The organism is Variovorax rhizosphaerae (assembly GCF_037889975.1).
GTDB classification, from domain to species: Bacteria; Pseudomonadota; Gammaproteobacteria; order Burkholderiales; family Burkholderiaceae_C; genus Variovorax; species Variovorax rhizosphaerae.
Map to the genome: position 1 here is coordinate 84165 of NZ_JBBKZT010000001.1, position 20650 is coordinate 104814.

Sequence of the window (20650 nt, forward strand, 5' to 3'; positions counted from 1 at the left end):
GCGGACGCCGCAGGCACCGGGATCAACCGAATCGCCTTGCATTGATTCATATTTCCACTATGATGGAAATATGGAAGAAAATGACGTTGTCCGATCGCTTGCTGCATTGGCTCAAGGGGCCCGCCTCCGCGTATTCCGTGCGCTGGTGATCGCCGGCCACCAAGGCATGACGCCCGGCGTCATGGCGGAGGGATCCGGCATTCCGCCCGCAACGCTGTCCTTCCACCTCAAGGAACTGATGAACGCGGGCCTGGTCAGCCAGGAGCGGCAAGGCCGCAATCTCATCTATAGGGCCTCGTTCGAGCGCATGAATGCGCTCCTGGGCTATCTCACCGAGAACTGCTGCCAGGGCGAGGCATGTGCCGTGGACGCGGCGACCCCCTGTTCGTGTTGAAGGAAATCCCATGAAACGATTCCATGTGCACCTGAAGGTGCAGGACTTGCCGGCGAGCATCGCCTTCTATTCCAGGCTGTTCGCGGCTGAGCCGACGCGCGTCGAAAGCGACTACGCGAAATGGATGCTGGCTGATCCGCCAGTGAACTTTGCACTGTCCACCGGCGGTGTGCCGGGTATCGATCACCTGGGCTTTCAGGCTCAGGATGCAGAAGAGCTGGCCGTCTTGAAGGGCCGCGCCCTTGCCGCGGATCGCTCCCTGCTGGACGAAGGCGCCACGACCTGCTGTTATGCGCGCAGCGAGAAGCATTGGATCACCGACCCGCAGGGCATCGCATGGGAGCAATTCCAGACGTTGGGCAGCATCCCCACGTTTCGTGATGTCGCGGTATCGCCTGGCCAAGCCGTGTGTTGTACGCCAGGAGGCGCAATGGACAAGCCAGGGAACGCACCCGTCAAGACGGAAGGCACCTGCTGCTGAGGCACGGCATGAGCGAGACCCGACCGATCAACGTCCTGTTTCTGTGTACGCACAACTCGGCGCGCAGCATCCTGGCCGAAGCCGCCTTGAACCACATGGGCGGCGGGCGTTTTCACGCCTTCTCGGCCGGTAGCAGTCCGCGCTCGAATCAGCAACCCAATCCGATGGCACTGGACGTGCTGAGCAAGGCGGGCATCTCGATCGAAGGATTGCGCAGCAAGAGCTGGGATGAGTTTGGCAAAGCCGACGCCCCGCACATGGACCTCGTCATCACCGTGTGCGACAACGCTGCGGGCGAGGCCTGCCCGTATTGGCCCGGGCAACCGGCCACGGCGCACTGGGGCTACGCCGATCCGTCTGAGGTGCAGGGGGCGCCCGAGCAGAAGCTGGAAGCCTTTCGCCAGACGCTGCACGCCATCCGTCGGCGGCTTGAGCTGTTGGTGAACCTGCCGCTGGCCAGCGTGGACAAGCTGATGTTCCAGTCGCAGGCACGAGAGCTGGCCAGCAAGTCATGAATCTCTGGCGCAAGGCGCTCGCCGAGCTGCTGGGCACGGCCGGCTTGCTGTGCGCGGTCTTGGGCTCGGGGATCATGGGCGAGCGCCTGGCGGGAGGCAACGTGGCCATCGCACTGCTGGCCAATACGCTGGCTACCGTGTTCGCGCTGTACGTGCTGATCGAAGTCTTCGGGCCGCTCAGTGGTGCGCACTTCAATCCGGCGGTCAGCGTCGTCATGGCGCTGCGCCGCGAACTGCCGGCGGCGAGCCTGGCGGCCTACATCGTGGCCCAGTTGATCGGCGCGATGCTGGGCGCCTGGCTTGCCAATGTCATGTTCGACATGAGCGTCTTGCAATGGAGTACGAAGATGCGCAGCGGTTGGGGGCAATGGCTCGGTGAACTGGTGGCCACTTCGGGGTTGGTCCTGGTGATCCTGGGTGCGCCAGCAGGCAAGGCAGCGCAGTTGGTGGCCTCCTACATTGGCGCAGCCTACTGGTTCACGTCCAGCACCTCTTTTGCCAACCCTGCGGCGGTGTTCGGGCGCATGTTCAGTGACAGCTTTGCCGGGATCGCCCCTGCCAGTGCGACCGGCTTCGTGGTGGCCGAGTTGCTCGGCGCCGCGATCGGTGTCTCGTTCTATCGATTCGTGCGCTGAAAGCAGGCCCTTGCAAAGGACGGCTCCTGCGCGGCGGCTGCCTTCCGGCTAGACCTCAACGGCCTCAGTCTCCTGGCAACTACTGAAGAAAGCGTGAGCCTTGGTGAGCCACGTGAAGGCGCGCCCTACAGCAACCCGCGCTTCGCCAGGTTCCGCATCAACGCCCCGATCCCGAAGGTCCAGCGCTCGGCCTGCTGCGAATGCACGACGCGGTTCGTCAGCGCGCCCAGCTCGGGTGCCGACACGGTCACCCAGTCGCCCACCATGTGCGTGAAGCCCTGGCCCGGGCCGTGGCGGTCCTGCGTGGGCGCGAACATGGTGCCGAGGAACAGCATCAGGCCATCCGGATAGTCGTGGTGCCGGCCGATCGCCTGGCTCACCAGGTTGAGCGGGTCGCGGCTGATCTTCGACAGCGAGCTCGAACCTTCCATCTCGAAGCCGTCCGGCCCGGTCACCTGCAGGCCGACCGTGGTGCGGCGGATGTCCGCGATGTGGAAGTGCTCGTCAAACAGGCGGATGAAGGGGCCGATGGCACAGGAGGCATTGTTGTCCTTGGCCTTGCCGAGCAGCAAGGCGCTGCGGCCTTCGAAGTCGCGCAGGTTGACGTCGTTGCCCAGCGCCGCACCGCGCGTGTGACCCTGGCTGTTGACGGCCAGCACCACCTCGGGCTCGGGGTTGTTCCAGACCGAGCCTTCGTGGATGCCCACGTCCGCGCCAGTGCCGACGGCCGCCAGCACGGGCGCCTTGGTGAAGATCTCGGCGTCGGGGCCGATGCCGACCTCGAGGTACTGCGACCACACGCCTTGCTTGATCAGCACTTCCTTGACCTTCGCGGCCTCCGGCGAGCCAGGCACGATGCCGGCCAGGTTGTCACCGAGCACGCTGCTCAGGCCGGCGCGGATGGCCTCGGCCTTGGCCGCGTCGCCGCGTGCCTGCTCCTCGATGACGCGCTCCAGCAGGCTCGCCACGAAGGTGACGCCGCTGGCCTTGATGGCTTGCAGGTCGCAGGGGGCGAGCAGCCAGGGCTTGTCGGTGTCACGCAGGGTCTCGTCGCTGTTGGCCAGCACGGCGTCGAGGCCGGTGATGGCCGGCGCGGAGCCGTCCTTCAGCGCCGCCCGGATCTTGGCGACAGGCACGTCGAGCTCGAGCAACTGGCTGACGGTGGGCGCGATGCGAGACAGGTCATGCAGCTGCCCTTGGTGCACCGCCACCACCACCGGGCCGACGTCCGGCTGCCACAGGCGCCCGACCAGGGTTGCGCGCTCGGCGTCGCTCGGCAAGGCTTGCTGGGAGGTGAAGGTGGCAGTGGGCATGGGTTGTCTCCGGAGGCGTTGGTTGCGCAGGGCCCCGATTCAACCACGCAAGCGTGGACCGCGCACGCACAACGGGCGGCGCAGTGCCCATGCCTGGCATCGCTGCGGTTGCAGCTTCGCGCGTGGAAACCTTGATCGGCCGCCCGCGCGCGCGAAACCTCTACTTGCGAATCACCGCGGTGCCGTTCGGCCCGGTGCAACCTGCACGATAGACGCCCTTGGCGCATGTCGTGGTCACAGGCTTCTTGGCTACGACGGCGCCGTTCGGCCCGGCGCAGCCAGCGCGATAGACGCCCTTGGCGCACGCCACGGCCGAAGCGCTGGATGGCACGAGCGCCAGGAATCCAAGCGCTGCGCCGGCGACCAGCAGTTGCCGGCCCCTGGCAGCGGCTTGCATCGAGAAGTTCATGGTGAAACCTCCTGTCAGCACGGATGTGCCGAGCGGCCCATCGTAGTCCCAGGCAGCGTGCGCAGGCGCGCAACGGCAGGCCTTCGCTTGCTCAACGTGCAACCGTATGCGACGGCGGTGGATGCGTGGCGCGCACGCGGGCGACCTGCGACGCGAGGTCTGTCCACGCCGGTTGCTGCGGCGCGAAGCGGGCGCGCATGTAGCCGGCGAGTTCGGCAATCTGCCGGTCGTCGAGCACATCGCGGAAGGCGGGCATGAAGCCGATGTCGCGTGTGGCGGGTTCGCGCACGCCGTCGAGCATGGTGCGCAGCAGGTTGTCGGGCGTTGCGCTGGTGAGGTTGCTGTTGAGCGCAAGCGGCGTGTTGACGCCGAGCAGGGTCGGGCCGTTGCCGTCGTGGTGGCAACTGGCGCAGGCACTGTCGAACATGCGTTGTGCGGGGCCGAGGAGCTGGCCTTGGCGGCTGGCGGCGCTGTCGATGGCTTGCCTGGCCTTCGCGTCGGCTTCGGGCTCGGTCAGGGTCGGGTTGAAGGAGGCGAGGTACGTGGCCATGGCGCGGATGTCGGCATCCGGTACGGCGGTGAGTTCGCGCACCACCTCGGCCATCGGGCCGCCGGCGATGCCGTGCCGCGGGCTGTGGCCGTTGCGCAGGTAGCTGTAGAGCGCGTCGGCGTTCCATGGCACGGCGGATGAGGAGCGCGCGGTGAGGGCGGGCGCTTCCCAGCCGTCGACCATGGCGCCGGACAAGTACGCGCTGCCGCCCTGCTCCGCGCCCAGCGCGTTGCGCGGCGTGTGGCAGGCGCCGCAGTGGCCGAGGCCCTCGACGAGGTAGGCGCCACGGTTCCACTCGGCGCTTTGCGTGGCCACCGGCTGGTACGGCGCGGGGTCGTGGAACGTGGCATTCCAGAAGCCCATGAGCGGGCGCACGTTGTATGGGAACTTGAGCTCGGACGCCGGGGTTTCATTGCGCACTGCGGGCTGCGACATGAAGTACGCGTAGAGCGCGGTGAGGTCGTCGTCGCTGGTCTTGGCGAAGGCGGTGTAGGGGAAGGCGGGGTACAGGCGATGGCCGTCGCGGGAGATGCCTTCGCGCATCGCGCGCTGGAAGGCGCTGAAGGACCACTGGCCGATGCCGGTCTGCGGGTCGGGTGTGAGGTTGGTGGTGTAGAGGGTGCCGAAGGGGGTTTCCATGGCGCGACCGCCGGCATTGGGCTGGCCGCCGGGCGCGGTGTGGCAGACGGCGCAATCGCCGATGGCGGCGAGTGTGCGACCGCGCTCGATGGTGTCCTGGGTGTAGACGGGGGAACTGACGCTGACGGGGGCAATCGGGGAGCGCCAGCCGAGCAGGCCGGTGATCGCGCCGATGCTGCCCAGGACAAAAGCCGTTGCCCAGGCTGTCTTGCTTCTTCGCCCGCTGGGGCTGAGGACTGCGGCTCCCGTTCCACCTGCGTGGAACGGGACAGTCCGAAGCGCTGCAGCCTCTGGCTGCTTGCACGGAGGTTGGGATGGGGGCGCGGCTGCGTCGGCCGTTGAGCGCTGCTGGCCCTCACCCCTGCCCTCTCCCAGAGGGCGAGGGAGCAAGTCCGGTGACTGCGCGTCCTCTGCCGGAGGTAGCGGCTGGAGCGCCGCGAGCACCACCTCCGGCGTGAACGGCGGCGAACGAAAACGCACGCCGGTCGCATCGAAGATCGCATTGGCGATCGCCGCCGTCCCCGGCACCGAAGAGGACTCGCCCGCACCCAAAGAAGGCTCGCCCGGACGCGGCATGTGCACGATGTCGATCACCGGCACTTCGCGGAAGTTGATGATCGGATAGCTGCCCCACTCACGGCTCGCCACCACGCCGGCGTTGGGCCCTTCTTGCGGCGCGAACTGCACCTTCTCCTTCAGCGCCCGGCTCGTGGTCTGGATCACGTTGCCATGGACCTGGTGCTCGACGCCCGCGGGATTGATCACCAGCCCCGCGTCATGCCCGACGACCACGCGGCGCACATGCACCTCGCCAGTCTTCTTGTTCACCTCCACGTCGGCCACCCATGCGGCCCATGCGGCGCCGAAGCCCGGCCACTTGCTGTGGACGTAGCGCGCATAGGCCACGCCCTGGCCGAACAGGATGTCGCCGCCTTGGCCAAGCCCGCCATCGGCGTTCTCCTGCGGGCCGGTGCGCATGCGCCAGCCGGCTCGTTGCGCCGTGGCGCGCAGCAACTCGGCGGCGCGCTCGTCGGGCAGGCGGCGCAGGCGGAACTCGACCGGGTCGATGCCCGACGCGGTCGCCAACTCGTCGATGTACGACTCGTGCGCAAACGAACTCGGCAGCGCCGACACGCCGCGCAGCCACGAGGCGCGCACGATCGGCGCCATGTCGTTGACCTTGACGCGCAGGTTCTCGTAGGCGTACGGCGGTCGTGCGGTGCGATCGCCCATCTCGAAGGCCTGCGCCACCGGCTCGATGGTGCGCGTCAGCAGCAGCGCGAGCGTCGGCGCGCCGTTCGACGGGTAGGAGGTCTCGAAGTCATAGGCGGCCACGCTGCCGTCCGCCGCGAGGCCGCCGTTGACCTGCATCAGTTGCGCGGCGCCCTTGGGCTCCCAGAGGTGCTCCTGCTCGCGTGTGAGCTGCACGCGCACGGGTGCGTTGACAGCGCGCGAGAGCAGCGCCGCATCCGCCGCGACATCGTCGGCACCGTTGCGACCGTAGCAGCCGGCCGCTTCCATGCGCACCACGTCGATGGCCACATCGGGCAGGCCGGTGAGGCGCGCGAGGTCGGCACGCAGCACGTGCGGGTTCTGCGTGCCGGCCCAGACGGTCAGCGCCGTGCCGCGCGCGTCGCCACGCCAGTCCGCCAACGCGCAGGACGGCCCGATCGACGCATGCATCTGGTAGGGCCACACGTAGGTGCGCAGCATCGGCTGCGTGGCATTGGCCAAAGCCGTATCGACATCGCCTTCGTCGACCAGCAGGCGCTGCGTCGACGGGTTGGCTCGCAAGGCGCCTTCAAGGTCATCGAGCGAGGGCAAGCCGGGCCAGGGCTTCCAGGTCACACGCAGTTCGCGCAGGGCCTGTTCCGCATGCTCCTCGCGTTCGGCCACGATGCCGACGAAATCGCGGATCACGACGACGGCGCGGATGCCGGGGATGTGCGCGATCGACGCTTCATCGACCGACTCCAGCGTGTTGCCGATGAAGTCGCCATGGTCCGCGCCCGCATAGGGCGGTCGCACGACACGGCCGTGCAGCATGCCGGGCACGCGCATGTCGTGGACGAACACGGTGTCGCCCGCCAGCTTGGCCGGGATGTCGACGCGCGGCACGGATTGGCCAACCAGCCGGTAGTCGTCCGCATGCTTGAGCCCGATGCCGCCCTCCAGCATCTGCACGCTGCGCTGGCCTTGCAGCAGTTCGGCAAAGGAGCGGCCGACGGTGGCATCGGCGCGGGCATGCACACGGCCGTCGGTCACCGTGAGTTCGGTCTCCTGGATGCCGAGCCACTCCGAGGCCTGCGCGATCAGCCAGGCCCGCGCCTGCGCCGCCGCCAGCCGCAGCGGCGCCGCGTGGATCTGGATGGAGGCGCTGGCGATGGTCGCGCCCTGGTTCGGCACGCGCGCGGTGTCGCCGAGGACCATGCGCAGTTGCGTGAGGGGCAGGTCGAGTTCTTCGCAGACGATCTGCGAGAGCGCGGTCTGCAGGCCGGTGCCGAGGTCGACGTGGCCGTTCAACGCGGTCGCGCTGCCGTCGTCCCACAGGGCGAGCAGGACTTCAGGGCCTTCTGCCGGGTTGCCGGGGACGCCTGGGGGCTGGCCAGGCGCGGGTGCAGGTGGCGGCGGTGTGTCGCGAACGATGACGAGGGCGCCGTCGGCTTCGAGGAAATCGCGGCGCGTGCGCGGCGCATCGGCGCGGCGCGTCATTGCTCCCTCTCCCTCTGGGAGAGGGTTGGGGTGAGGGCTCTGGGCGATGGCAAAGGCAGTGCGCGTTCGACCGCCGCTGCCCTCACCCTGGCCCTCTCCCGGGGGGAGAGGGAATGAAGCCCGCCCCTCATGACTTTGCGCTCATCAGGATGGCCGCTCGCCTTACCGCGTCGAGGATCTCCACATGCGTTCCGCACCTGCACAGGTTGCCCGACAACTCCGCCCGGATGCGCTGCTCACTCGGCCGCGGCTCGCGCGCCAGCAAGGCCGCAGCCTGCATCACCATGCCGTTCAGGCAATACCCGCATTGCGCCGCCTGCGCATCTTCAAAGGCCTGCTGCACCGGATGCCAATCGCCACGCGAACCCAGCCCTTCCAGCGTGGTGATCGCGCGGCCCGCCACCCCCTGCGCAGGGATCACGCAAGCCCGCGCCGCAACCCCTTCCACCCACACCGTGCAGGCACCGCACTGCCCCAGCCCACAGCCGTACTTCGGCCCGTTGAGCCCAAGGTCATTGCGCAGCAACTGCAGCAGCGTGGTCTCGCGCGAAATGCCCGCAGGCTCGACATCGCGTCCATTGACGTTCCATGCGAGCCTGCTCATGTGTGGCGTGTCTTCAGGCGATGTCGGTGGATTGGATGCGCTTCACACCCTTGGCCGTCATGTCCTTCCAGGCCTTGGCCAGCGAGCCATTCAAGTCGATGCCGCGCGTCGCATCCTCGATCACATACACCTCGAAGCCGGCCTTGCGCGCATCCATCGCGGTCCAGGCCACGCAGAAGTCGGTGGCCAGGCCGGTGATGAACACTGTCTTGATGCGGCGCGCCTTGAGGTAGCCTGCGAGGCCCGTGGCCGTCTTGTGGTCGGCTTCCTCGAAGGCCGAGTAGCTGTCCATGTCCTTGTGGAAGCCCTTGCGGATGATGAGCTGCGCCGTCGGCACCACCAGGTCCTTGGCGAGGCCGGCGTCGTCGGTGCCCAGCACGCAGTGATCGGGCCAGAGCACCTGCGTGCCGTACTTCAGTTGCGTGGTCTCGAAGGGCTTCTTGCCCGAGTGGGTGCTTGCAAAAGACGCATGGCCGGCCGTGTGCCAGTCCTGCGTGACGACGATGTTCTCGAACGCGGGCGCCAGCTTGTTGATGACCGGGATCACCTCGTTGCCACCCTTGACCGCGAGCGTGCCACCGTCCAGGAAACAGTTCTGCACGTCGACCACGATCAAGGCCGAATTGCCCGCGGGCTTGACCTTGCCGGCGGCGAAGAGTTGCGGCGCGAACGCGACGAGTCCGAGTGCGGCGCCGGCGTGGAGGATGGTTCTGCGTTGCATGGGTGTCGCTCCTGCGAGGGGTTGAGGATTGAAATATCAAACGCTGAGGTAGGCGCGGCGCACCTCATCGTTCGCCGCGAGTTCGGTCATGGTCGCCTGGTAGCGGATCTGGCCCTTCTCGAGCACATAGGCCCGGTCCGACACCAGTTCCGCGAAGTGCATGTTCTGTTCCGACAGCAGGATGCTCACGCCCTGCGCCTTGAGCTCCAGGATCATGTGCGCCATCTGCTCGACGATCACCGGGGCCACGCCTTCGGAGGGCTCGTCGAGCAGCACGAGGTACGGATTGCCCATCAGCGTGCGCGCGACCGTGAGCATCTGCTGCTCGCCGCCGCTCATGCGCCCGCCGGGCCGGTTCGGCATCTCGCCCAGGTTGGGAAACAGCTTGAACAGCCGCTCCGGCGTCCACACCGGCGCCGTCGTGCCGTCGGTCCAGGTGCGCGCGGGCTGCTTGCCGACTTCGAGGTTCTCCATCACCGTGAGATCGGTGAACACGCGCCGGTCCTCCGGCACGAAGCCCAGGCCAAGTCTTGCAGCCACATGCGGCTCGCGCTTCGAGATGTCGTGTCCCAGGAAGCTCACCGCCCCGCGCCGCTTCGGCAGCATGCCAATGATGGCCTTGAGCGTGGTCGACTTGCCCGCGCCATTGCGCCCCATGAGCGCGACTACCTCGCCACGCCGCACCTCGAGGTCCACGTCATAGAGGATCTGCGCCGCGCCGTACCAGGCGCACAAGGACTTGGCCGTGAGCAGTGTTTCGTGGATGCTCATGAGGCCTCCGCCTTCTCGAAGGTCTTGCCCGTCCCGAAGTACACCTCCTGCACCTTCGGATCGTCGCGGATCTCCAACGGCTTGCCTTGCGCGATGAGGCGGCCGCGCGCCAGCACGATCATGCGGTCGGCGTACGCGAACACCACGTCCATGCTGTGCTCGGTGAACAGCACGGCCAGGCCGCGCTGGATGACGAGGTCCTTGGTCAGCGCCATCAAGGAGTTGCGTTCCTTCGGCGCCATGCCGGCGGTGGGCTCGTCCATCAGCAGCAGCTTCGGACTGTTGGCCATCGCGATCGCGAGTTCGACGCGCTTCACGTCGCCATAGGCGAGCTCGCTGCAAGGCCGGTCCGCCTGTGCCTTCATGCCAACCTGGTCGAGCAGCGCCAGCGCCTCGTCACGCTTGTGGTCCGACGCGCGGCGCCACATCGAATACAGCCTGCCGTCGTGCGACAGCAACGCCATCTGCACGTTCTCCGCCACGGTCAGCGATGCGAAGGTTTCTGCGATCTGAAAAGTGCGCCCCACGCCCCTGCGCCAGATCGCGCGCGGCTTCTGCCCGACGAGCTCATGCCCGTCGAACAGGATCGAGCCCTGGTCGGCCTTGAGTTGCCCGTTGACCATGTTGAAGGTGGTCGACTTGCCCGCGCCATTGGGCCCGATCAGCGCGAGCAGCTCGCCGGCCGGCAGTTCGAAGCTGATGCCGTCGACAGCCTTGACGCCGCCGAAGGACTTGCCGAGGTTCTGTACCTTGAGCAATGGCTCGCTCATGCCTTCACCTCCGCCGCGACCGGCGCCTCAGGCTTGCGCCTCAGCTTGTCCGCCAGTTGCTTGGCGTACCCCGCGATGCCCTGCGGGAACAGCAGCACCAGCAGCAGGATGATGCCGCCCAGCATTGCGCGCCAGTAGTCGGTGTTGCGCGCGACCGAGTCGTGCAGCCAGCTGAAGGTGAAGGCGCCCACCACCGGCCCGGCCAGCGTCTGGATGCCGCCCAGCAGCACCATCACCAGGCCATCGACCGACTTGCCCACGCTGAGGCTTTCCGGCGAGATGCTGCCCTTGGAGAACGCGAAGAGCGAACCGGCCAGCCCGGCCACCGCGCCCGCGATGATGAAGGCCGTCCATTGCATGCGCTTGACGTCGATGCCGATCGCGTCGGCGCGCAGCACCGAGTCGCGCCCGGCGCGCATCGCATAGCCGAAGGGCGAGAACAGCACGCGGCGCAGCAGGTAAAGCCCCGCGCCGACCAGCACCAGCGTGAGCCAGTAGTAAGCGCGCTTGTCCGCGAGCCAAGCCGCCGGCCAGACCCCGGTGAGCCCGTTGCTGCCGCCGGTGAAGGAATCCCACTGGTAGGTGATGGCCCAAGTGATTTGCGCGAAAGCCAGCGTGAGCATGGCGAGGTACACGCCTGACAACCGCACTGCGAACCAGCCGAAGATGAAAGCGCCTACAGCGGCAACCAGCGGCGCGACGATCAATGCCAACTCCATTGGCAGTCCACTCGCCTTCACCAGCAACGCAGCCCCATACGCGCCGAGCCCGAAGTACGCCGCATGCCCGAACGAATGCATGCCCGCCGGCCCCATGATGAAGTGCAGGCTGGCCGCGAACAGCGCAGCGATCAACAGGTCGATCAGCAGCACCGTCGTGTAGGGCGAATCGGCCGTCAGCAACGGCATCGCCATCAGCACGAAGCCGATCGCGGCCACCATCCACACATAACCCTTGCCCGCACGGCGCAACGGCTCTTCCGGCATGCCGACATAGCGGCTTGGCGCCTGCGGCCGACCGAACAGCCCCCAGGGCCGCCACACCAGCACCACCGCCATCACCAGGAACTCGACCACCAGCGTGAGCTTGGAGAAGGACACCGTGAAGCCGAGGATCTCCACCACACCGAGCCAGATGCAGACGGCCTTGATCTCCGAGATCAACAACGCCGCCACGTAAGCGCCGGGAATCGACCCCATGCCACCGACCACCACCACCACGAAGGCCGCGCCGATGGTGTTCAAGTCCATCTCCAGCGTGGCCGGTTCGCGCGGCAGCTGCAGTGCGCCGCCGAGCCCCGCAAGCAGCGCACCCAACGCGAACACCGCCGTGAACAGCCAGGCCTGGTTCACGCCCAGCGCGCTGACCATCTCGCGGTCCTGCGTCGCGGCGCGCACCAGCGTGCCCCAGCGCGTGCGCGTGAGCAGCAGCCACAACAGGCCCAGCACGACAGGGCCGACGACGATCAGGAACAGGTCATAGCTCGGGAACTGCCGCCCCAGTATCTCGACCGAGCCCTTGAGCCCCGGCGCGCGCGGTCCTAGCAGTTCATCAGGCCCCCAGAAGTACAGCACCGCATCCTTGATGACCAGCACCAGCGCGAAGGTCGCCAGCAACTGGAACAGCTCCGGCGACTTGTAGATGCGACGCAGCAGCACCATCTCGATCAGCGCGCCGAGTACGCCGACCGCAATGGCCGCGATCACCAGCGCAGGCCAGAACCCGAGGCCAACGCCCAGCCTCTCGACCAGCGTGTAGGCCACGTAGATGCCGACCATGAAGAAGGAGCCATGCGCGAAGTTGACGATGCGCGTGACGCCGAAGATCAACGACAGCCCCGCACCCACGAGGAACAGCGATGAGGCCGAGGACAGCCCGGTCAGGAACTGCAACAGCAACGACGACAGATCCATCAGGACTCCCCTTTTTTATGGTGTTGGCGCGGCGTCTGTCGGCGTATGCAGGTCAGTCCGCTGCGCGTGACTTCTTGATGTCGGCAGCAGACGGCTGGAACTTGGCACCGTCGAGGTACACGTAGTCCACCATCACACCCTTGCCGTTGTCGTTCTTGGTCTTGCCGACGAAGGCGCCCATGGTCGACTGGTGGTCTTCCGCGCGGTAGGTGATCTTGCCGAAGGGCGTGTCCACCTGCAGGCCCTTGAAGGCTTCGACCAGCTTCGGCGTCTCGCTGCTCTTGGCCTTGGCAATGCCGGCCGCGACCGACTTGATCATGCTGTAGCCGACCACCGAGCCGAGGCGCGGGTAGTCCTTGTACTTCTCGTGGTAGGCCAGGAAGAAGGCCTTGTGTTCCGGCGTCTGGATGCCGTACCAGGGGTAGCCGGTGACGATCCAGCCATTGGGCGTTTCGTCCTTCAGCGGGTCGAGGTATTCAGGTTCGCCGGTCAGCACGCTGACCACGGTGCGGTCCTTGAACAGGCCGCGCGTGTTGCCTTCGCGCACGAACTTCGACAGGTCGGCGCCGAACAGCACGTTGAAGATCGCATCCGGCTTGGCATCGGCCAGCGCCTGCGCCACCGCGCCCGCATCGACCTTGCCGAGCGGCGGCGCCTGTTCGGCGACGAACTCGACGTCCGGCTGCGCGGCCTTCAGCAGCGTCTTGAATGCGGCCACGGCGGACTGGCCGTATTCGTAGTTGGGGTACACGATGGCCCAGCGCTTCTTCTTCAGCTTGGCAGCCTCGGGCACCAGCATCGCGGCCTGCATGTAGGTGCCGGGGCGCAGGCGCCAGGTGTATTCATTGCCGCCTTGCCAAGTCATCTTGTCGGTGAGCGGTTCGCCGGCGAGGAAGAAGAACTTCTTCTGCTTGGCGAAGTCGGCCACGGCCAGGCCGGTGTTGGAGAGGAAGGTGCCGGTCAGCACGTCGATCTTCTCGCGCGCCACCAGTTCCTCGGCCACGCGCACCGCGTCACCGGGGTTGGCGTTGTCGTCGCGCGTGATCAGCTCGATCTTCTTGCCGTTGACCCCGCCCTTGGCATTGATCTCCTCGACGGCCAGTTCCATGCCCTTCTTGTAGGGCTCGAGGAAGGCCGGCTGCGCCTTGTAGCTGTTGACTTCGCCGATCTTGATGACGCCCTGCGCATGAGCGGGCACGAACGCGGTGGTGGTCAACGCCGCGAGGGCCGCGGCGGTGAAGGTGTGGCGCATGGGGTTCATGACGAAGCTCCTTGGGAAGTGAAAAAACTCTGAATCCGGTACGGCTCAGCGCAAGCCGTCCTGGCCCTTGATCTCGGACACCTGCAGCCCGCCGATGCGCGGCAGCGGCCGGCCGCTGTCGGTGACGGCCACGGCGACGACGATCTCATTGGCGCGTGGCGCGTCGGACACGCGTGCTTCGACCGCATCGAAATGGCTGCGCACGAAGGCCGCGTCCTTGTGGCCCAGCGGCACGTCGATGGCCGTGCCCAACGTGCCACGCTTCTTGGCCGACGGCACCAGCGCAGCGCCCTTCTCGACCGCCACGCGCAGCGGCGCGCCCAGCTTCGGATGCAGGATCGCCGCGGCATGCTCCAGCTCGCCCGCCTCGCCGACGATCGCCGCCTTGCCGTAGCTCTGCGCCTGGCCCGGCTCGATGCCCAGCGCCTTCACGCACTTCTGCCCCAGCAGGGCGCCGAGTTCCTCGCCGATGGCGATCAGGTCGTCCAGGTTCTCCGAGTAGCGACCGGCATAGGGGTTGTCGATCACGGCAATGGCAACGGCCCGGCGCGTCGGCGGATCGATGGCCTGGCCCATCTCGATGCGGGTCTCGTCCACCTGAACGACGAGCTTGCGAATGTTGGCTGGCATGTCTATGTGTTCCTTGGCTTCAAATGTCTTCTTTCGCGACCTTTGCGCTTCTTCGCGTCCATTGCGTCCCGTCAAGTCCGCATCCGGCTTTCAACGCAGCCCATCCCACTTGCTGATGTTCTCGGCGAGCAGCCCGCCCACGCGTGCGTGAACCCGGTAGCCGGTCGTCATCGCCAGGATGAACACGATCTCATCGGCCGCCGGCGCGCCCGGCACCCGCACCTCGAAGGCATCGAACTGGCCGCGCACATAGCTCGCGTTGATGTTGGTGAGCGGCACATCGAGCGTGGTGCCGGGTGCGCCGACCTTCTTGGTCGAGGGCACGATGGACAGCCCGTTGCCCGGCTGGCCCTTTTTCTCGTCCTCGACCTTGCCCGCGCGGTAGGCCGCACGGTCGCCCTTCCAGCCGAGCAGTTCGCGCATCGCATAGCCGCCCGGCACATGCCACAGCGCGCCGTGCTCCAGCTCGCCAGCCGCGCCGACGATCGCGCCCTTGCCGTAGGTCGCGATTTGTTCGACACCGACGTCCATGGCAGCCAGCAGCTTGTGCGCCATCTCGACGCCCACCGGATCGAGCAGGGTCATCATCGGCAGGATGTCGGGCTCGTAGCGGCCTGCGAAAGGGTTGGTCAGCACGGCGCCGATGGCGCCCCGCACCAGCGGCGTCTCGGCGCGTGGGCCGAACTCATGGTGGATCTGCTCGACCTGGGTGAAGACGCGGCGGATTTCGATCATGTGGTTGGGATCAAGCAAATACGGAGCCAACGGCCATCGCCGGCGCCGCTTGGGGCACCGCAGCGATGGAGCATAAGGGTTCGACGAGCCGGTACTGGTTCTGGCAAACCAGCACGGCGGAATGGATCAGGCCGGCGTGCCGCAAGGCCTGCGCGCGCGCCGCGCCCGCGTCGAGTGCGCGGCGCACCTGCACGGGCGCCAGCGCGTCCACGCCCACCGTCACCGGGATGTCGCCGAGGTCGCTGTCGTCCTTGCATTCGCTGGCCGGGCGGCGATGGATGCCGGCATCCTGCACGTCGACCGCGTTGGCGATGATGGTGGCCGCCGCATCGGCCTGCGAGGCGGTGGCGGCCAGCACGGTGACGCTGTCGGCAATGCCCAGTGAAAAGCTGCGTCCGCGCCACCCGCTGGTAGCGACGCCGCGTACCGGCATGCCGGCGTCGATGTCGAAGCTGCCGTCGACGTTGATGCGCCCCGTGTCGCGCAGGTCAAAGCGCGAGATGTCGGCAAACAAGCCCACGCGCGCTGACTGGCCCGGCGCGAGATGCAGCGCGATATCGCCGCCGTTGTTGAGCCACGCGCGCTCGATGCCGGGCCGCTGGTAGAAGCCGATCAGTTCCTGCGCCACCGAGCCGGCCACCGCGGCCATTGGCGTGATGAATGCAGGGCGGAACGGCGCGCAAGCCTTCCACATGCGACGCGCTACAGGCCCTTGCAGTGCGCAGTCCGCGCCCACTGCTTGGCGCAGCAACCGAAGTTCGCGGACCAGCTCGCCCAACACCTCGCCAAAGCGCTCCCACGCGGCCTCGTGCGCCGCAGCCACCGCAGGCGCGTCGCCGTATGCCTCGGCCACGATGTCGATCGGGCCGTGGTTCCAGTGCCAGCGGCCGCCGTCGAGGGCAGTACGTTGCGCGCTCATGGTGAGGGCATTCCATTGCCGCCCCCGCACCCGCAATCGCAACCGCACTCGCGCTGGATGGCTTCAGGCCGCATGGCAACTGTCCGGGTAGCGGTGATACATCTGGAACTGCGCGTCCCGGCTCCAGCCCTGCGCATCGTAGAGTGCCTGGCCTTGCGCATTGCCCTTGTCGACATTCAGGGTCACGCGCGCTGCGCCCTGTGCCCACGCATACGTCTCGACCGCCGCCAGCAGGCGCGCGGCGACACCCTTGCGCCGCCCGAAGGCCTGAACAAAGAGATCGTTGAGGATGAAGACGCGTGCGAGCGCCACCGACGAGAAACCCGGATACAGCTGGGCGAATCCGACGGGCGTGTCTTCCTCGTGCGCGATGAAGACGACGGACTCGCCACGGTCGAGCCGGGCCTGAAGAAATCTCCGGGCCGCGGCGAGATCGGGCCCCTGCCCCTGGAACTGCCGGTACTGGTCGAACAGCAGTGCGAGCGCGCCCAGGTCGGACGACACACCTTGGCGGACCGTGATGGGGCGCATGTCCGGCCTATCCCAGCATCGGTGGCTGGCCCAGCGGCCACGGGTTGGCCTCATCGATGGCCAGCCACTGGCGCGACAGCGGCGCCCCGTCGTCCTGCCACGCCCCTCGCGCCAGCGCCTGCTCCAGCGGAAACACATGCCCCGTGTGACCGCCGAGCGCCGCATAGTCATCCAGCCGCATGCTGAACTCGATTGGCGCGACGATGGCGGGCGTCGGCACCGTGCCGAAGCTGTTGTCGGGCATGCGCATCACGTCCACCATCACCGTGATGCCGCCGCCCGGCCACACATAGGCCGGCGCGCCGCCGCAGGTCACGTTGACCAGCGCTTTCTTGATGGCACGGGTCAGCAGCACCGGGTTCTCGCTGACCCCCGCGCGCAGGCTGCCGCCGGCACCGCCGAGGAACAGCACGGTGCACAGCGAGGGCTCGCAGTTCTCGCCGATGCGCTGCACGATGCGGCGCACCTCCTCGGGCATCGGCTGCTCGACGGGCTTGAGTTCATCGTCGAGCACATACCACTGCGCATGCTCGCCGGTGGTCGAGGTCATCAGCAGCCGCAGGCCGGGCTTGGCCACGCCCGCCTCCCAGCCTTCGATGATCGACAGCGGGTCGGCAATGTCGGTGCCGCCCCAGCCGTCTCCCGGATTCGCCACCTGGAAGTAGCGCCCCGGCGTGGACTTGCGCCCGCGCATCTCGATGCCCGACTTCGGCATGTCCAGGCAGCGACCGGCCTGGTGTTCGGTCAGCACGCCGGTGATGTGGTCGTCGACCACCACCACCTCGTCGGCCACGCCCGCGAACTGCCGCGCGAAGATGCCCACCGCCGCCGAGCCGCAGCCCACGCGCATGCGCTGTTCTTCCACGCCGTTGACGATGGGCGCCTTGCCGGCCTGCACCACCAGGCTGGCGCCGCCGTCGATGGTGATGTTGACCGGCTGCTTGTTGCCCAGCAATTGCATCAGCTCTACCGTCATGCGGCCTTCTTTCTTGCTGCCGCCGGTGAGGTGGTGCACGCCGCCGAGGGACAGCATCTGCGAGCCGTATTCGGCGGTGGTGACGTGGCCCACCACCTCGCCCTTGTAGCGGACGTTGGCCTGCTCGGCGCCGAGGAAGCGGTCGGTGTCGATCTTGATCTTGAAACTGCAGTAGCTGAAGATGCCTTCGGTCACCACCGTCACCATGTCCACGCCACGGGCTTTCGAGCCGACGATGAAGGGCGCGGGCTTGTAGTCCGGGTAGGTGGTCGAGGAGCCGACGCCGGTGACGAACACCTCGTCGGCCAGCAGCAGGTCGCCGTTCCAGTCGGGACTTTGCGCTGCGTCCTGCGCCTCCGCCGCGGGACGCGAGAACGGCACCAGCGCGGTGGAATCCTGGGTCACGGCGCGACGCAGGAGCACCACCGGATCGACCCGCACCAGCGTGCCGGCCCTGTTGGCATAGCGGTCGCAGGCGCCGGTGCGGCCCTCGGAGATCTGGCACAGCACCGGGCAGGCGTTGCACTCGACCTTGGCGGCGCTCATCTTGTCGTTGCGCAGGGGCGCTCGCTCGGGAATGCCGGCGCCGATCACCGGCATGTCCATGCCGGGAAGCCCGTCGGTCTTTGTGTGTTCGGTCATCGTGGAAAATCGCCTGGTTTCACCTGCATCGACCCCGATGGGCGGCGCTTGTGATCGTCTTGTCCTTTGTGTAGCATTCACTCCAATTTGATGTTGTGAACGCTACATCAAAACCAATGTAGCAAACGCGACGCCATCGCGCAACGGCGTTTTTACCGAACCAACCTCAAGCCTGCCATGAGTGCCTTCAGCGAAGAAACCGTCCTCTCCGTCCATCACTGGACCGATCGCCTGTTCACGTTCACCTGCACGCGCGACCCGGCGCTGCGGTTTTCGAACGGCCACTTCACGATGATCGGCCTGCGCGTCAACAACAAGCCGCTGCTGCGCGCCTACAGCATCGTCAGCGCCAACTACGAGGAGCACCTGGAGTTCCTCAGCATCAAGGTCGAGGAAGGCCCGCTCACCTCGAAGCTGCAGCACATCCAGCCCGGCGACAAGATCATCGTCGGCCGCAAGCCCACCGGCACGCTGCTGATCGACTACTGCCTGCCGGCCAAGCGCCTGTACCTGCTGGGCACCGGCACCGGCCTGGCACCGTTCATGAGCGTGATCCGCGACCCGGAGACCTACGAGAAGTTCGAGCAGGTCATCCTGGTGCACGGCGTGCGCGAGGTGGACGAACTGGCGTACCACGATCTCGTGGTCGACCACCTGCCCAAGCACGAATTCCTCGGCGACCTGATCAAGCAACAGTTGCTCTACTACCCGACCGTGACGCGCGAGGACTTCCGCAACATGGGTCGGATCACCGAGTTGATCGAGAGCAACAAGATGACCGACGACCTCGGCCTGCCCCCGATCAACGTCGCCGAAGACCGCGTGATGCTGTGCGGCAGCCCCGGCATGCTGACCGACCTGAAGCACATGCTGGAGAGGCGCGGCTTCAAGGAAGGCAACACCTCGACGCCGGGCGACTTCGTCGTGGAGCGCGCGTTCGCCGAGAAGTAAGGGATACGGAGCGGACAGCCAAACTCGGGAGCGAACCGTCGAACGCAGAAGGAAGACAAGAACTACGCAAAGGTCGCAAAGGGACTTCCAGGATTTTTTTGTCTTTTTTGCGTCCTTCGCGAAACCTTCGCGTCCTCTGCGTCCGGTCCCCGCATTCCATTCACGATGACCAAAGCCAGCACTTCCGTCAGCACCCCACCGCGTCGCGGCACGGGCGTGCGCGACGCAGCGGCGCAGGCCACGCGCAAGGCCATCCTGAAGGCTGCCACCAAGGTGTTCGCGAAGTACGGCTATGACGGGGGCAGCGTCGAGAAGATCTCGAAGGCGGCCAAGTCGTACGACCGCATGATCTACTACTACTTCGGCAGCAAGGAAGGCTTGTTCATCGCGGTGCTCGAAGGCATCTACCGTGGGATGGACGAGGCGGAGAGCGAGATCCAGCTCGATGCCGAGCGGCCGGTGGAGACGCTCACGGCCGTCATCCGCTTCGTGCACGGCTACTACCGCAAGAACCCCGAGTTCGTCACGCTGCTGAACACCGAGAACCTGCACAAGGGGCGCCATATCGCGAAGTCGCTGCGGGCGGGCGAATACTCCTCGCATGCCATCGCGGTGATCCGCGAAGTGCTGGCCAGTGGCATTGCGCAAGGCATCTTTCGCAGCGATGTCGCGGCACGCGAGGTGTACCTGCTGATCGCGTCGACGGGCTACTTCTACATGTCGAACCGGCACACGCTGACGGCCTTTCTCGGCGAGCCGCTGGAGACTGCCGAAGCCGTCAAGCGCTGGGAAGATTTCGCGGTCGAGACCGTGTTGCGGACCGTGAGCGCCGACAGCACGGCCCCGGTCACGACGACCACCATCACTTCACCCGCGTCGTAGGCGCATTCACCGGAGACCCGCCATGCCCATCGAACTCTGGCTCGCATTCGTCGCCGCATCAGCAGTGTTGCTGGTGATTCCCGGTCCCACGATCCTCACGGTCATCAGCTATTCGATGGCGCATGGTCGCCGCGCCAACGTGCCGCTGGTGGCGGCCGTTGCACTCGGCGATTCGACGGCGCTGGTGCTGTCCTTGCTTGGCCTGGGCGCGCTGCTGTCGGCCTCGGCCTTCTGGTTCACGATCATCAAGTGGGCCGGCGGGCTGTACCTGGTGTACCTCGGCATCAAGATGCTGCGCGCGGGCGTCTCGTCCACCGAGCTGGCTGCGCCGGCCGCACCGCAATCTCGCTGGCGGCTGTTCGCGAACACCTGGCTGGTCACGGCGCTGAATCCGAAGGGCATCATCTTCTTCGTCGCCTTCCTGCCGCAGTTCATCAGCCCGACGCGGCCTGTGGGGCAGCAGATGTGGGTGCTGGCGATCACCTTCGTCGCGATGGCCACGCTCAACGCCACCCTGTATGCGGTGTTCGCGGCGTCGGCGCGCAGGCTGCTGTCGTCGCCGCGGGCGCAACGGCGCTTCAACCTGGCGGGCGGGTCGCTGCTGTCCGCCGCGGGTATCTGGGCGCTGTTCGCGCGACGGCCGGCATAGCGATGCGTTGCTGTCCCACGAGCCCTTGGGGAGACAGCACACTGGAA

21 protein-coding genes are annotated in these 20650 nt (G+C 66.9%); 7 read left to right on the forward strand and 14 right to left on the reverse strand.

Annotation, left to right across the window (positions count from 1 at the left end; all coding sequences use genetic code 11):
- The first annotated feature begins 70 nt into the window (after positions 1-70).
- Genes WKW82_RS00355 through WKW82_RS00370 form a run of 4 tightly spaced genes read left to right on the forward strand, consistent with a single transcriptional unit; the run spans position 71 to position 2025 of the window.
- Positions 71-394: an ArsR/SmtB family transcription factor gene (locus tag WKW82_RS00355; protein ID WP_340340267.1), complete on the forward strand. Its 324-nt coding sequence runs from the start codon at positions 71-73 to the stop codon at positions 392-394.
- A gap of 10 nt (positions 395-404) precedes the next feature.
- Positions 405-875 (forward strand): ArsI/CadI family heavy metal resistance metalloenzyme, encoded by a 471-nt coding sequence (locus WKW82_RS00360; protein ID WP_340340268.1) that lies wholly within the window; start codon positions 405-407, stop codon positions 873-875.
- Positions 876-883: 8 nt separating this feature from the next.
- Positions 884-1390, forward strand: a complete 507-nt coding sequence (locus tag WKW82_RS00365) for an arsenate reductase ArsC (protein ID WP_340340269.1) — start codon at positions 884-886, stop codon at positions 1388-1390.
- Entirely contained in the window at positions 1387-2025 is a 639-nt protein-coding gene (locus WKW82_RS00370; RefSeq protein WP_340340270.1) for an aquaporin, read from the forward strand. Before WKW82_RS00365 ends, WKW82_RS00370 begins: the two co-directional genes overlap by 4 nt.
- A 125-nt stretch (positions 2026-2150) precedes the next feature.
- Here WKW82_RS00370 and WKW82_RS00375 read toward each other — a convergent pair whose 3' ends face one another.
- The 14 genes from WKW82_RS00375 to WKW82_RS00440 all read right to left on the reverse strand — a co-directional run bounded on the left by WKW82_RS00375 (position 2151) and on the right by WKW82_RS00440 (position 18121).
- Entirely contained in the window at positions 2151-3338 is a 1188-nt protein-coding gene (locus WKW82_RS00375; protein WP_340340271.1) for a fumarylacetoacetate hydrolase family protein, read from the reverse strand.
- A 160-nt stretch (positions 3339-3498) separates the two neighbouring features.
- A complete protein-coding gene (locus tag WKW82_RS00380; RefSeq protein ID WP_340340272.1) occupies positions 3499-3747 on the reverse strand; it encodes a hypothetical protein in 249 nt (82 codons plus the stop codon).
- A 91-nt stretch (positions 3748-3838) separates the two neighbouring features.
- A complete protein-coding gene (locus WKW82_RS00385; RefSeq protein ID WP_340340273.1) occupies positions 3839-7648 on the reverse strand; it encodes a molybdopterin cofactor-binding domain-containing protein in 3810 nt (1269 codons plus the stop codon).
- Positions 7649-7775: 127 nt separating this feature from the next.
- Positions 7776-8252, reverse strand: coding sequence for a (2Fe-2S)-binding protein (locus tag WKW82_RS00390; RefSeq protein ID WP_340340274.1), 477 nt, complete (start codon positions 8250-8252; stop codon positions 7776-7778).
- A 13-nt stretch (positions 8253-8265) separates the two neighbouring features.
- Entirely contained in the window at positions 8266-8973 is a 708-nt protein-coding gene (gene pncA / locus WKW82_RS00395; protein ID WP_340340275.1) for a bifunctional nicotinamidase/pyrazinamidase, read from the reverse strand.
- Positions 8974-9009: 36 nt separating this feature from the next.
- Positions 9010-9744, reverse strand: coding sequence for an ABC transporter ATP-binding protein (locus WKW82_RS00400; protein WP_340340276.1), 735 nt, complete (start codon positions 9742-9744; stop codon positions 9010-9012).
- Positions 9741-10514, reverse strand: a complete 774-nt coding sequence (locus WKW82_RS00405) for an ABC transporter ATP-binding protein (RefSeq protein ID WP_340340277.1) — start codon at positions 10512-10514, stop codon at positions 9741-9743. Before WKW82_RS00405 ends, WKW82_RS00400 begins: the two co-directional genes overlap by 4 nt.
- Entirely contained in the window at positions 10511-12427 is a 1917-nt protein-coding gene (locus tag WKW82_RS00410; RefSeq protein ID WP_340340278.1) for an ABC transporter permease, read from the reverse strand. Before WKW82_RS00410 ends, WKW82_RS00405 begins: the two co-directional genes overlap by 4 nt.
- A 52-nt stretch (positions 12428-12479) precedes the next feature.
- A complete protein-coding gene (locus WKW82_RS00415) occupies positions 12480-13688 on the reverse strand; it encodes an ABC transporter substrate-binding protein (protein WP_340340279.1) in 1209 nt (402 codons plus the stop codon).
- A 45-nt stretch (positions 13689-13733) separates the two neighbouring features.
- On the reverse strand, positions 13734-14318 hold the full coding sequence (locus WKW82_RS00420) for an amino acid synthesis family protein (RefSeq protein ID WP_340340280.1): 585 nt from the start codon (positions 14316-14318) through the stop codon (positions 13734-13736).
- A gap of 90 nt (positions 14319-14408) precedes the next feature.
- Positions 14409-15053 carry an amino acid synthesis family protein gene (locus tag WKW82_RS00425; RefSeq protein WP_340340281.1) on the reverse strand — a complete coding sequence of 215 codons (645 nt, stop codon included), beginning with the start codon at positions 15051-15053 and terminating at the stop codon, positions 14409-14411.
- Between the two features lie 10 nt (positions 15054-15063).
- Positions 15064-15972 carry a UPF0280 family protein gene (locus tag WKW82_RS00430; protein ID WP_340340282.1) on the reverse strand — a complete coding sequence of 303 codons (909 nt, stop codon included), beginning with the start codon at positions 15970-15972 and terminating at the stop codon, positions 15064-15066.
- A 63-nt stretch (positions 15973-16035) separates the two neighbouring features.
- Positions 16036-16503 carry a GNAT family N-acetyltransferase gene (locus tag WKW82_RS00435; RefSeq protein ID WP_340340283.1) on the reverse strand — a complete coding sequence of 156 codons (468 nt, stop codon included), beginning with the start codon at positions 16501-16503 and terminating at the stop codon, positions 16036-16038.
- Positions 16504-16510: 7 nt separating this feature from the next.
- Positions 16511-18121 (reverse strand): 6-hydroxynicotinate reductase, encoded by a 1611-nt coding sequence (locus WKW82_RS00440; protein WP_340340284.1) that lies wholly within the window; start codon positions 18119-18121, stop codon positions 16511-16513.
- Between the two features lie 177 nt (positions 18122-18298).
- Between WKW82_RS00440 and WKW82_RS00445 the strand changes: the two genes are divergently transcribed.
- The 3 genes from WKW82_RS00445 (at position 18299) to WKW82_RS00455 (ending at position 20603) form a co-directional block, all read left to right on the forward strand.
- Positions 18299-19072: a ferredoxin--NADP reductase gene (locus WKW82_RS00445; protein WP_340340285.1), complete on the forward strand. Its 774-nt coding sequence runs from the start codon at positions 18299-18301 to the stop codon at positions 19070-19072.
- Positions 19073-19237: 165 nt separating this feature from the next.
- On the forward strand, positions 19238-19954 hold the full coding sequence (locus WKW82_RS00450; RefSeq protein ID WP_340340286.1) for a TetR/AcrR family transcriptional regulator: 717 nt from the start codon (positions 19238-19240) through the stop codon (positions 19952-19954).
- A 22-nt stretch (positions 19955-19976) separates the two neighbouring features.
- Positions 19977-20603: a LysE family translocator gene (locus WKW82_RS00455; protein ID WP_340340287.1), complete on the forward strand. Its 627-nt coding sequence runs from the start codon at positions 19977-19979 to the stop codon at positions 20601-20603.
- Positions 20604-20650: the final 47 nt, after the last annotated feature.